15 protein-coding genes are annotated in these 12,840 nt (G+C 51.4%); 8 read left to right on the top strand and 7 right to left on the bottom strand.

Features of this window, described 5'->3' with window-relative positions; translation table 11 throughout:
- Nucleotides 1-66 precede the first annotated feature (66 nt).
- Nucleotides 67-843, top strand: a complete 777-nt coding sequence (locus tag OH31_RS03570) for an elongation factor-1 alpha (protein WP_235272887.1) — start codon at nt 67-69, stop codon at nt 841-843.
- A 108-nt stretch (nt 844-951) separates the two neighbouring features.
- On the opposite strand, the gene OH31_RS03565 is transcribed toward OH31_RS03570, so the two are convergent.
- Entirely contained in the window at nt 952-1,437 is a 486-nt protein-coding gene (locus tag OH31_RS03565) for a PEP-CTERM sorting domain-containing protein (protein WP_242402192.1), read from the bottom strand.
- 254 nt (nt 1,438-1,691) lie between these two features.
- On the opposite strand from OH31_RS03565, the gene sucC reads away from it, so the two are divergent.
- The 7 genes from sucC to OH31_RS03530 all read left to right on the top strand — a co-directional run bounded on the left by sucC (nt 1,692) and on the right by OH31_RS03530 (nt 7,853).
- Nucleotides 1,692-2,861 (top strand): ADP-forming succinate--CoA ligase subunit beta, encoded by a 1,170-nt coding sequence (sucC, locus tag OH31_RS03560; protein ID WP_024929658.1) that lies wholly within the window; start codon nt 1,692-1,694, stop codon nt 2,859-2,861.
- Between the two features lie 2 nt (nt 2,862-2,863).
- Nucleotides 2,864-3,745, top strand: a complete 882-nt coding sequence (gene sucD / locus OH31_RS03555; RefSeq protein ID WP_024929657.1) for a succinate--CoA ligase subunit alpha — start codon at nt 2,864-2,866, stop codon at nt 3,743-3,745.
- Between the two features lie 59 nt (nt 3,746-3,804).
- Entirely contained in the window at nt 3,805-4,776 is a 972-nt protein-coding gene (locus OH31_RS03550; RefSeq protein WP_024929656.1) for an ankyrin repeat domain-containing protein, read from the top strand.
- Between the two features lie 29 nt (nt 4,777-4,805).
- Nucleotides 4,806-6,407, top strand: coding sequence for an NAD+ synthase (locus OH31_RS03545; protein ID WP_024929655.1), 1,602 nt, complete (start codon nt 4,806-4,808; stop codon nt 6,405-6,407).
- Nucleotides 6,408-6,485: 78 nt separating this feature from the next.
- Nucleotides 6,486-6,824: a P-II family nitrogen regulator gene (locus OH31_RS03540; protein WP_019881661.1), complete on the top strand. Its 339-nt coding sequence runs from the start codon at nt 6,486-6,488 to the stop codon at nt 6,822-6,824.
- 64 nt (nt 6,825-6,888) lie between these two features.
- Nucleotides 6,889-7,233: a DMT family protein gene (locus OH31_RS03535; protein ID WP_024929654.1), complete on the top strand. Its 345-nt coding sequence runs from the start codon at nt 6,889-6,891 to the stop codon at nt 7,231-7,233.
- Between the two features lie 125 nt (nt 7,234-7,358).
- Nucleotides 7,359-7,853 (top strand): FxDxF family PEP-CTERM protein, encoded by a 495-nt coding sequence (locus OH31_RS03530; protein WP_019881659.1) that lies wholly within the window; start codon nt 7,359-7,361, stop codon nt 7,851-7,853.
- A 71-nt stretch (nt 7,854-7,924) separates the two neighbouring features.
- Here OH31_RS03530 and kdsB read toward each other — a convergent pair whose 3' ends face one another.
- The 6 genes from kdsB to OH31_RS03500 form a co-directional block, all read right to left on the bottom strand.
- On the bottom strand, nt 7,925-8,671 hold the full coding sequence (kdsB, locus tag OH31_RS03525; protein WP_024929653.1) for a 3-deoxy-manno-octulosonate cytidylyltransferase: 747 nt from the start codon (nt 8,669-8,671) through the stop codon (nt 7,925-7,927).
- 2 nt (nt 8,672-8,673) lie between these two features.
- Nucleotides 8,674-8,856, bottom strand: a complete 183-nt coding sequence (locus OH31_RS03520; RefSeq protein ID WP_019881657.1) for a Trm112 family protein — start codon at nt 8,854-8,856, stop codon at nt 8,674-8,676.
- Nucleotides 8,846-9,889: a tetraacyldisaccharide 4'-kinase gene (lpxK, locus tag OH31_RS03515; RefSeq protein WP_024929652.1), complete on the bottom strand. Its 1,044-nt coding sequence runs from the start codon at nt 9,887-9,889 to the stop codon at nt 8,846-8,848. The genes OH31_RS03520 and lpxK overlap by 11 nt, the downstream gene beginning before the upstream one ends.
- Nucleotides 9,889-11,643, bottom strand: coding sequence for a lipid A export permease/ATP-binding protein MsbA (gene msbA / locus OH31_RS03510; protein ID WP_024929651.1), 1,755 nt, complete (start codon nt 11,641-11,643; stop codon nt 9,889-9,891). The genes lpxK and msbA overlap by 1 nt, the downstream gene beginning before the upstream one ends.
- An 89-nt stretch (nt 11,644-11,732) precedes the next feature.
- Entirely contained in the window at nt 11,733-12,161 is a 429-nt protein-coding gene (locus tag OH31_RS03505; RefSeq protein ID WP_024929650.1) for a biopolymer transporter ExbD, read from the bottom strand.
- A 68-nt stretch (nt 12,162-12,229) separates the two neighbouring features.
- Nucleotides 12,230-12,835 carry a MotA/TolQ/ExbB proton channel family protein gene (locus tag OH31_RS03500; protein WP_024929649.1) on the bottom strand — a complete coding sequence of 202 codons (606 nt, stop codon included), beginning with the start codon at nt 12,833-12,835 and terminating at the stop codon, nt 12,230-12,232.
- Nucleotides 12,836-12,840 lie beyond the last annotated feature (5 nt).

Raw genomic sequence — 12,840 nt, 5'->3', positions numbered from 1 at the left:
TTCTGTTTTTGGAATGCCACAAGCGATGGTATGCTTGCAAGCAAATTAAAAAACCCCGGGAAACGTATGAAACAAGACTCACAAACATTGCCATGGCTGAACCTGCCCAACCTGCCATTGCCACTTAAAGCGCTGTTTATCGGTTACCTGCTGGTCATTGGCGTTGGCTTGTGCATGGCTGGTTTGCAAATCATGCTCACACACGGTATGGCTGATGGCAAATTCGGCTTATCCGTCAACGATATTGTCTACAGCTATTATGGCGACCGCAGCGGTACCAAACTGGCCAGCAAGTTAAATGGCTCCATGTCTGACAAAGCACCGCTGGAAGTGCGCCAGGACATCATCAAATGGGCACAGCAAGGTGCACCGGAAGACCAGTGGGAATCACATTACAAGCAAATCTTTGCCCAGCACTGTATTGTCTGCCACAGCAACATTCCCGGCATTCCCAACTTCACCAAGTATGAAGAAGTGAAATCACGTGCTGAAGTGAATGAAGGCGCCACGATTAGCGGCCTGACCCGTGTCTCACATATCCACCTGTTTGGCATCAGTTTTATTTTCTTTTTTATCGGCCTGATTTTCAGCTTTGCGGTTAACGTGCCTAAAACCGCCAAAATCGTCGCCATCGCCTTCCCGTTTGCGTTCCTGATTGTTGACGTCATGTCCTGGTGGCTGACCAAGCTGTCACCGCATTTTGCCTGGCTGACCATTATCGGTGGTGTTGGCTATAGCCTGGCTTCCAGCTATATGTGGGTAGTCAGCATGTATCAGATGCTGGTGCTGTCACGTAATGGAAAAGTGTATGGCAATGCCTGGGCGCAGGATTTGAACCAGTAACAATCTGGACTAGTGGCGCGATTGAATCGCGTGCCAGCCCACCGCAACAAAAAAGCCGTTTAACGCTGAGCGTTAAACGGCTTTTTTACATACAAGGAGATAAATCAATCAGATCAGTTTGCGACGGCGAATCACAGCCCCCATGACACCCAGGCCTAATATGATCATGCTGTAAGTGTTAGCTTCAGGCACAGGTGTGGTCACCGTATTGATCGTAGAGGTCAAAGCATAGCTACCGCCACCAGTCACGTTAAAACGCAAGCTGTAATCACCAGCTGCCAGGTTGGTGAAATTAAAACTGTAAACATCACCGGCAGACGCAGTGAAATCAGCAAGTGGTTTCAGCAGCGTTCCTGTGCCAGGCGTGTTTAAATACAAGCCAAATACTGCACCAGCATTATTGCTTTCCTGTAATTTTTTACTGAGATCCAAGCTACCAAAAAAATCAAAAATAGTACTTTGGCTAGGAAGATTAATAATGGTCGTTTTATCGAGCGAGGCGCCGTTCACATCGACACCAGAAACATTCAATACCAGCGCATTCGCGTGCATTGATACAGCCATTGCCGAAACTAATAGTAGTTTTTTCAACATGATCACTCTCCAATAATTTTTTATGTATAAAATATTACTACGATAACTATATTGAAAGCGATGACGAATGCCAATAGTCAATATGGGCTAACGCTTTAACGCAGGCATTTTTTGCAAAGTCTTACATACCTGACACCAGCAACGATATACGTATAAAATCGCATACCCGCATCACGGTTTTTTTGCCTGTGGTCTAGCCTTGAGCGCCCATTTGCGCGAAAATAGGCGCTTAATCATAAAAAGCGCTCACGCTCATGAATCTGCACGAATACCAGGCCAAACAATTACTGCAAAAGTATGGTTTGGCAACCCCGGCCGGTCTGGTCGTCCAATCCGAAGAAGCTGCTGCCGCTGCCACCAAAGAATTAGGTGGTGAAGCCTGGGTCGTCAAGGCACAAGTGCATGCGGGCGGGCGTGGCAAGGCGGGTGGCGTCAAAGTCGTGAAATCCGCGCTTGAAGCACAAACAGTTGCCGGTAGTTTGCTTGGCAAGCATCTGGTGACCTACCAGAATGCCCCTGATGGCCAGCCGGTGCATCAGGTGCTGGTTGAACAGACGTTGCCAATTGCACGCGAGCTGTACTTGTCCATGCTGGTTGACCGCACGCTGGAACGCGTGGTCATGGTCGCCTCCAGTGCAGGCGGTATGGATATCGAAGAAATTGCTGCCACGCAGCCGGAAAAAATCCTGCAGGAAGTCTGCGACCCCCTCAATGGCCTGGTGGATTACCAGGCGCGCAACCTGGCATTTAGCCTGGGTTTAAGTGGTGACCAGATTGGTGCGTTTACCAAACTGGCCAAAGGCTTGTACAAACTGTTTAAAGACAATGACCTGGCACTGCTGGAAATCAATCCGCTGATTGTCACCGCAGATGGCAAATTGGTCGCGCTCGACTGCAAAATGACCGTCGATGACAACGCACTGTATCGCCAAAAACCTTTTGCCGAAATCCGCGACTGGTCACAGGACGACACCAAAGAGGCCGAAGCCCACCACAGTGGTCTCAACTATATTGCCCTGAATGGCAATATTGGCTGTATGGTCAACGGTGCTGGCCTGGCCATGGCGACCATGGACCTGATCAAGCTGCACGGCGGCATGCCTGCCAACTTTCTGGATGTGGGCGGTGGCGCCACGGCAGAGACTGTGACTAAAGCCTTTAAAATTATTCTGGCAGATAGCAATGTTAAGGCCATCCTGGTCAACATTTTTGGCGGCATCATGCGTTGCGACATTATCGCGACCGGTATCATCACAGCCGTGCGCGAAGTCGGCATGACGATTCCTGTCGTGGTTCGCCTCGAAGGTACCAATGTTGAACTGGGCAAGCAAATGCTGCGCGACAGTGGCTTGAATATTATTTCTGCGGAGGGCCTGACGGATGCGGCCCAGCACGCGGTCAAAGCAGTAAGTAAAGGTGTGTAGTCATGGCGATTCTAGTCGATAAAAATACCAAAGTACTGTGCCAGGGCTTCACCGGTAAACAAGGCACCTTTCACTCTGAACAAGCATTGGCCTATGGCACAAAAATGGTGGGTGGTGTGACGCCAGGCAAAGGCGGCCAACAACATCTGGACCTGCCTGTATTCAACACCATGCGCGAAGCGGTGAAAGCAACCCAGGCCAATGCCAGCGTCATTTATGTGCCGCCACCATTTGCGGCTGACTCGATTCTGGAAGCGGCAGATGCTGGCATTGAGCTCATTGTATGCATCACAGAAGGCATCCCTGTACTGGACATGCTGAATGTGAAAGCCGCTTTGCGTGCCAACGGCACCAGGCTGATTGGCCCCAACTGCCCGGGCATCATCACGCCTGGCGAATGTAAAATTGGCATTATGCCGGGCAGCATTCATCAACGCGGTAAAGTTGGCGTGGTATCCCGCTCTGGCACCCTGACCTATGAAGCCGTGCATCAAACGACGGCGCTGGGTTTGGGTCAAACCACCTGTGTCGGCATTGGTGGCGACCCGATCAAAGGCCTGAACTTTATTGAGTGCCTGGAACTCTTTCAGCAAGACCCTGAAACTGAAGCCATTATTATGGTCGGCGAAATTGGTGGTAGTGATGAAGAGGCTGCGGCTGACTTTATCAAGCATCACGTCACCAAACCAGTGGCCGCTTATATCGCAGGCCTGACTGCACCAAAAGGCAAGCGTATGGGCCATGCCGGTGCCATTATTTCGGGCGGCTCAGGTAAAGCGGAAGATAAAATCTCCGCCCTGGAATCCGCTGGCTGCGTGGTGGCGGCCTCCCCTGCTGGCCTGGGTGAAGCAGTACTCGAAGCCATCAAACGCGCGACAACATAAACAAAGGAAACGGCATGAAGCATCGTCCTCAGACAACCCATCGGCTTGGCGCTCTTTGCATGAGCGCCAGCCTGTTGCTGGGGCTATGCTTGCCGCTGCCTGCACAGGCCGCCAAAAAAGCGCCCGTCGATGAAACCAGCATAGAACCAAGCGCCAATATTTCCTACCTGTTGATCGCGTCGTCCAAAGGCGACCTTGCCACGGTCAAGGCACTGCTTAAAAGTGGTGCCAACCCCAATGTGACTGACAGTGAAAAAATCACGCCCATCATGTATGCCGCCCGCAAAAACCAGGCTGAAGTCATACGCGAACTGCTGGCTCATGGCGCCGACATCAATGCCAAAGATCAAGGCGGTTGGACCGCACTAATGTTTGCGGCGAAAAAGAATAATATTGACGCGGTGAAAGCATTGCTGGAAAAAGGCGCGGATGTCAAAGTACGCGATCCGGCCGGCTGGAGCGCGCTCGGCCTGGCGGCCACCTCGGGTTATAGCGAAGTCGTGGGCCTCATTATTGAACGTGGCTTTGATGCCAATGTACGTTCTTCAGATGGTAAAACCGTACTCATGTATGCCGCAAAAAGTGGCGATGTGCCTACCATCACCTCGATTTTAAGCCACGGTGCAGATGCAAACCTCAAAGACAAACTCGGCACCACCGCTTTAATGATCACTGCCAGGGAAGGCTTTACCCCTGCTGCCATTTACCTGCTGGAGCATGGCGCCAAAGTGGATGAAGAGGACGAGCACGAATGGACGGCATTGACCTGGGCGGTCACTAAAAATCAAACCGAAGTCGCCAAAGCACTACTGGAGCATAAAGCGGATGTTGACCACAAAGACAGTGAAGGCACCCCCTTGCTGCATTTGGCAGTGAGCAACAATTCACCTGACATGGCGCGCCTGTTATTGGAACATGAGGCCAATGTCAAAACCCGCGACCAATATGGCCTCACCGCTTATGTCTACGCGCTGAAAGGCCAGAATCCTGCCATGGTAGAGCTGATTAAAGCGGCTGGTGGCAAGTACTGACCACTCAAGTACTCAATAAATAGGGCATCATGAAACTCGCAATTGCTCAAATGAACTGCATGGTTGGTGCCATGCAGCAAAATGCAGAACGTATCCTGGCGCTCGCTAATCAGGCCCATGAGGCAGGTGCAAGACTGTTGCTGACACCGGAGCTGGCACTCTGCGGTTACCCGCCCGAAGACCTGCTGTTCAGACAAGACTTTTATGCCGCCAACCAGCGCGCCCTGCAATGGTTAGAGCAACAGTTGCCCGCCGATATGGCGGTGATTATCGGTCATCCGCATATGGTCGCAGGCAAGCGTTATAACGCGGCCTCGGTGATTCACTCTGGCAGAATCCAAGCCACTTACCACAAACACAACCTGCCTAACTATAGCGTCTTTGATGAAGAACGTTATTTTGAAGCGGGCGATCTGCCCGTCGTATTTGAATGGCATGGTGTGCGTTACGGTATTTTAATCTGTGCCGATAGCTGGGAACCAGCACCGGCGCTGCAAGCCTTGCAAGCGGATGCGCAAGTGCTGTTGACCATCAATGCCTCTCCTTACCACCTGCACAAACAGCAAACCCGTTACCAGGTACTGCGTGACCGTATCAAGGAAACCGGCCTGGCGATGGTTTATGCCAATATGGTTGGCGGCCAGGATGAACTGGTGTTTGACGGTGCCTCGTTCAGCATGAATAGTCAGGGCGCCTTAGTGCAAGAGCTGCCGATGTTTGAAGAACACCTGGGTTACCTCACGCTGCAACAGACACAACCCATGGCCACGGACATCGCCGAGCCACTATCCACGGAAGCTACCGTATACAAAGCCTTGGTGCTGGGCTTGCAGGATTACGTCAACAAAAACAAGTTCCCGAGCGTCGTGCTGGGACTGTCCGGCGGTATAGACTCTGCGCTGACGCTGGCGATTGCCGTCGATGCGCTGGGCAAAGAACGCGTCAAAGCCGTGATGATGCCATCAGAATTTACCGCCGGGATCAGCGTCGAAGATGCTGCTGAAATGGCGCACCTGGTAGACGTCGATTACAGCGTATTACCCATCAAGCCGCTGTTTGAAGGCTTTTGTGCCACCTTGGCTGATGAATTCGCGGGCAAAGCATTTGACACCACTGAAGAAAATTTGCAGGCACGCATACGCGGCATGTTACTCATGGCGCTCAGCAACAAATTTGGCAGCCTGGTGCTCACCACCGGCAACAAGTCTGAAACGGCCGTTGGCTATAGCACACTGTATGGCGATATGGCTGGCGGCTTTGCCCTGATTAAAGATGTGCCAAAAACACTGGTATATCGGCTGGCCACTTATCGTAATCAGTTAGGCCCGGTGATTCCAGAGCGCATTATCACGCGCGCGCCAAGTGCAGAACTGCGCGCCAACCAGACCGACCAGGACAGTTTGCCAGCCTATGAGGTACTGGATGCCATTATGGAAGCCTACGTTGAAAAAGATCTCAGCGTAGAGGCCATTATCAGCCTGGGCTACACACAGGCTGACGTACAGCGTGTCACGCGCCTGATAGACCGCAACGAATACAAGCGCAGGCAAGCCGCTGTGGGCGTGCGCATCACCGAGCGTGGCTTTGGCAAAGACCGCCGCTACCCAATTACCTGCAATCTGGCTTTTTAATTCGAAATCACTGTGACATTTGAATAAAAAGCACTGCTTGCGTAGAATACTAGACAAAGATTTATCCACGGAGCGCGTATGAAAAAAGTAGAAGCCGTCATTAAACCCTTTAAACTGGATGAAGTACGTGAAGCCTTGTCTGCCATTGGCGTCAATGGTTTGACCGTCACAGAAGTCAAAGGGTTTGGTCGTCAAAAAGGCCACACCGAGCTTTATCGCGGTGCAGAGTATGTGGTGGATTTCCTGCCAAAAATCAAAATTGAAGTCATTTTAGCCACTGACATGGTAGATGGCGCGATCGAAGCAATTATCAAAGCTGCACACACCGGCAAAATTGGCGATGGCAAGATTTTTGTTACTTCTGTCGAACAGGTCATCCGCATCAGAACCGGCGAAACTGGCGAAGCTGCTATTTAATTCAATCAATATATCGTGTGACGCAGCGCAATGCGTCACACAGTGACGTGGCATGGCGCCTGGTATGTCTTACACCCTGATTAAAACCGTACTGTTACTCTCGGCAGCCAACCTGTTTATGTTGTTTGCCTGGTATGGCCATTTGCGCGACCTGCACCAAAAGCCACTGTGGATTGCCATTATTGCCAGCTGGAGCATTGCCCTGATTGAGTATTGCTTTCAGGTGCCCGCCAACCGCATTGGCTTTACCCAGCTCAACCTGGCACAGCTCAAGATCCTGCAAGAGGTGATTACACTGGTCATCTTTGTCCCCTTTGCCGTGATGTATATGCAGCAACCACTTAAATGGGACTATCTGTGGGCAGGCCTGTGCATGATGGGCGCGGTCTACTTTATCTTCAGAACCTGACGCTCGATAGCGCCATCCCCAAGACCCCAGCCATGTGCTGACCCTAACGGGCTATTTCCCTGCTGACGCCAGGTTGTCATAATCCGTCTCAGCAACATTTTAAAAATATCAATCGGGGAAAAATTATGTTTAAGAATCTGTTAGTCGCAGCATCACTGTTGGCCAGCACCTCTGCTTTTGCCACCACTACAACATTCAGCGGTAATGATCACCCAGGTACCAGCTTATCCCACACTGTAAAAATCAACATTTCTTACCTGGACGGCAGCTTTGATCTGACCGGCGTGTTGGACCCAAGCCTGAGATTGCTGCACGAAAACAACTCCGGTTTGTATCAAGGCCTGACAATCATCAGTGATGCAGACGATACATTTACTTATGCGCCTATCCTGACACCATTGGTAGACCTGGACTTGACCAGATACACATTCAGCGTGTCTAACCTGGCTGCAGGCAACTATACACTGCAGTTCAACCTGATTGCCGGTGGCCACTACGAAGGTAGCTACACCATCAATCCAATCACTGTACCAGTGCCAGAACCAGAAACTTACGGCATGATGTTCGCCGGTTTGGCTTTGATGGGTGCGATTGCTGTACGCCGCCAAAGAAAAAACTAATAATGCGCGCTTAAAAAGCGCCAATAAAAAAGCCTGCTGATGCAGGCTTTTTTATTTTGGTCGGCTGGCAATCAAGCATGCGACGCAGCAAATACTTCCCTAACCAAGTCTAAATCATCTTGCGTATCGACTCCGCTCGCAGGAGCATGATCCGTGACCGTCACTGCAATCTGGTAACCGTGATACAACACGCGTAATTGCTCCAGGCTTTCAATTTTCTCCAGTGTAGTCACTGGCAGGCTGGCATATTGTTTTAAGAAGCCCACACGATAGGCATAGATACCAATATGGCGATAGGCAGCAGGACTTTGCCTGTATTCCGCATCACGCGGAAACGGGATTGCAGCACGGCTAAAATACAAAGCTTGTTGTTTTGCATTTAACACCACTTTGACCACGTTTGCGTTATCGAAAACTTCTGCCTCATGGATAGGATGGCAGGCGGTGGACATCACGGCTTGCGGGTCATTCGCCAGGGTTTGTGCGACCTCATTAATCAATAGCGGATCTATCAGTGGCTCATCGCCCTGCACATTAACCACGATCACATCGTCCGGCCAAGCCATTTTTGCGACCACTTCAGCAATACGATCGGTGCCGGACACATGATCCTCGCGCGTCATGACAGCATTGAAGCCATGCTGCTGAGCAGACTGCATAATGTCTAGATGATCTGTCGCAATCACGACTTCATTCGCCAGGCTTTTTGCCGCCTGCGCAGCGACCCGGATTACCATCGGCTTGCCAGCAATATCCAGTAAGGGTTTACCCGGTAAACGGGTGCTGGCAAAACGGGCAGGAACAACCACCTTAAACATCGTTATTCGCTATACTCGTGCTCATCCAGGCGGCGAGCTTCGTCTTCAAGCATGACCGGGATACCATCACGCACCGGATAGGCCAGGCGTGCATTTTTTGAGACCAGCTCCTGCTTTTGCTTGTCGTAAACCAACGGCCCTTTGGTCACTGGACAGACCAGGATTTCCAGTAATTTAGAATTCATTTTTGACTTCCTTTGCATGCTTGTGTTTCAACAGGCCAATGACAGACTCTGCCAGTGATTGATCATGGCCGACAGGACTTAGTTCAGCCGACATGGGCAGAAACCAGGCATTTTCCAAGCCCAGATGCTGACATTTTACGGCATCTTTCTCTGTCATCAGTATGGTTTTTCCGCGCAACGCTATAAAGTCGGCCTGGCTATAGGCATAATGATCTGCCAGCGGACGTTGTTCGCAGTCCAGGCCCATGGGCGCCAGCAGGTCAAAAAAGCGCTGCGGATGCCCGATACCAGCCATCGCCACCAAGGTCTGCTCAGCGGACTGCCCACGCAGTCGCTCAGTGCTGGTCTCGCTGGAAAAATCAGCAACCGACGTCCAGGTACCCATGCGCAAGCCCAACTGGTAAGTGTTCACAGGCTCGGGCGTGGCAGGCAATTGCCCGGTTTCGACCACCAGGTTGACCGAGCGTAAACGACGCAATGATTCACGCAAAGGGCCGGCAGGCAATAATCGGCCATTGCCTATGCCCAATGGCCGTTGTACCACCGCAATTTCAATATCACGCTGCAACGCATAATGCTGCAAGCCATCATCGCAGATCAATACATTCACCTCGGGATGTGCCTTGAGTAATGCCAGGCCACCAGCGGCGCGTTTAGGGTCCACCCACACCGGACAGCCCGTACGGCGGGCAATCAATACCGGCTCATCGCCGCACAGTGCTGGCTCGCTTTCGGGCCTCACCTCACCTCTATGCTGACCACCGTAACCGCGACTCAAGATACCTGGCACATAGCCGGCATCACGTAATTGCTGTGCCAGGTAAATCACCAACGGCGTTTTACCAACACCGCCAACAGAGATGTTACCAACAATGATGACCGGTACCGGCAAAGCCTGGCTTGAAAATAAGCCGATGTGGTAGCCATAACGCCTGCCCGCTGCCAACAAGGCAAATAACCACGATAACGGCAACAGCAGGCATTGCGCCCAGCCGTTTATTTGCCATTGCCGCTCAAACCAGGTGCGCAACATTAGTCGTCTTGAAACTGCTTGTGATAAAGCCTGCTGTAATAGCCGTTTTGTGCCAGCAAGGTTTGGTGTGAGCCGGTTTCAATAATGTCGCCATGATCCATGACAAAGATTCTGTCGGCGTTCTCCACCGTACTCAATCGATGCGCAATCACAATCGTCGTGCGGTCACGCATCAGGCGGTCCAGCGCCATTTGCACATGCAGTTCTGACTCACTATCCAATGCAGAAGTCGCTTCATCCAGCAGCAATACCGGTGCGTTCTTTAAAATAGCCCGTGCAATCGCCAAACGCTGACGCTGGCCGCCGGAGAGACGTACGCCACGATCACCAATCTCGCTTTGCAGGCCTTGCGGCATTTGCTGGATAAACTCCCAGGCATTGGCCGCTTTTGCCGCATCTATGACTTCCTGCTCGCTGGCATCGCGCAAGGCACCATAGGCAATATTATTAAAGATGCTGTCGTTAAATAACACAATATCCTGGCTAACCAGCGAAAACTGCGCGCGCAAATTGTCGAGCTGGTAATCTCGCACATCGTGACCATCCAGCGACACGCAACCCTGTTGCGACTCATAAAAGCGCGGCAGTAAATTCACCAGTGTGGTTTTGCCGCTGCCTGAACGCCCAACCAGCGCGACTTTTTCACCCGCTGCAATCTCAAAACTCAAGGCAGACAAGGCATCTTTTTTGGCTTGCGGGTAACGCACTGTGACTTGATCAAAACGCAATGCGCCTTGAGCGCGGGCCACCTGATAGCGACCTTGATCGACTTCGTTATCAATATCCAGCACATCAAATACACTTTGTGCCGCCGCCAGGCCTATCTGCAAATCTTCATTGGCGGCGGTGATGTGTTTGATTGGTGCAATCAGCATCATTAACGCACCGACAAAGGCAGCAAATTCGCCGACGGTAAACTGCGCCAGTGCATAAAAAACCACCAGGCCCAAGGCCACGGCAGACAAAATCTCAATGACAAAACTATTAAGGCCGGAAATTCTGGCAGTACGTAATTCCAGTTGGCGGTTACGGCTCACCACTTCACCAAAGCGGTCATTCTCGAACGCCTGTGCCCCAAAAATCTTGACGATACGCTGTGCAGCAATCGCTTCTTCTGCCGTTTTGGTAATCTCGCCAACGGCCTGTTGTACTTTTTTAGCATTGGCCCGTAACTTGGGCGTGGTGCGCGCCAGATACAAACCCATCAATGGGGCGACCAAGGCAAAAATGAGCGTCAGGCGCCAGTCTAAATACAACATGTAACCGATCAGGCCGATCACGGTCAACACATCGCGCAATACATTCAGCGCAGAGCGTGTGACCACCGTAGACAAGCGCTCAATATCGTAGGTCATTTTAGACACCAGCAAGCCATTAGAGTTGGCATCAAAAAAACTCACCGGCAACATCAGCAATTTGGCAAAAATTTGCTTGCGCAGTACTTCCACCACGCGCCTGGCCACCGTGCGCAGACTGTACACAGAAAAGAATCCGGCCACGGCCCTGATCGCCATCAGGCCAAACAGCATTAAAGGCAGCACATAAGCATCATGATCGACAGACTTGGCAAAGCCTTCATCGGTGACTTTTTTAATCAAGGCCAGGAATAGCGTATTACTGGAAGCAAGAATGCCGGTAGACACCATGGATAATGCAAAATGCATCTTGTAGTGCCAGGCATAGGCAAACAAGCGCTTATAGAGCAAGACAGGATTAGTAACGATGACTGATTCAGAAGCGGACTTACGCGCCATGCGATTTTCTCGGGCAGACTAAAAACAAACAGCCCGCCATGATTGACGGGCTTGTTGAGGGATCACAACCATGTGTGCCCAGTAATACATTAGCGGGAATTCACCTGCGTCGCAAACGTAATATGCGTGTAATTGGCCATACGCGAAGCTTCCATAATATTCACCACGGACTGATGCGTGGCTTTGGCATCGGCATTGATAATAATGGTGGGCTCTTTACCTGTTGGCCCTTCGGAGCCCACTTGCGTCAGCACCGCAGCCAGGTCAGAGACGACTGCACCATTGGCTTCTTTGCCATTCACCAGGTAGCGGCCATTCGCATCCACCTCTACCGTAATGGTCAATGGTTTTTCCTGCGGCGCACTGGCATCGGCAGTTGGCAAGTTAATTTGCAGTTCGCTGGTGCGAGAGAACGTCGCACTCACCATCAAAAAGATGATAATCACCAGTAGTACGTCGATCAGTGGAATAAAGTTGATTTCCAACTCTTCGTTGCGGACACCACGTTTGAAATTCATGAAATTGCCTTTGTTTTCAATATGCGGTGAAGCCGCCGAGCGCAGCAATCACCTTATCCACGATGATCCTAGCCACGGTCACCATGGATGATTTCTACCAGTTTAATCGCTTGCTGCTCCATATCGACCAGAAAGCCATCAATCTTGCCGCGGAAATAACGGTAGGCAATCATGGAAGGCACCGCCACCACGATACCAGCTGCCGTGTTGTACAGCGCCACAGAAATACCGCGCGCAAACTGCGCCACGTCATGGCCACTGTTGGTAAACGAACCGAACAATTCCACCATACCGATCACCGTACCCAGCAAACCGAGCAAAGGCGCCACAGTCGCAATGGTACCCAGTGTTGGCAGGTATTGTTCCAGTTTGTGCGCCACCGCACGGCCGGTTTCTTCAATCGCCTCTTTAGTCACTTCACGTGAGTTATTCATATTGGCCAAAGCACTGGCAAACACTTTACCCAACAAGGAGTGTGCTTCCAGGCGACTCAGCGTTTCACGCGTCACACCACCCTGCTTGAGCCAGTTTTGTACTTCTGGCAATAATTGCTCAGGGGTGACGACCGAGGCTCTTAATGCCCAGAATCGCTCGACGATAATAGCCAAGGCAATCACGGAGGCAATAATCAGAGGCCAGATGGGCCAGCCGGCCGCTAAAATAATTTCCCACACAGCAA

The organism is Methylophilus sp. OH31 (assembly GCF_000576615.1).
Classification (GTDB): Bacteria; Pseudomonadota; Gammaproteobacteria; order Burkholderiales; family Methylophilaceae; genus Methylophilus.
Note: the sequence above shows the minus strand (reverse complement) of the source record. Positions and strands in the feature narration are given on the sequence as shown.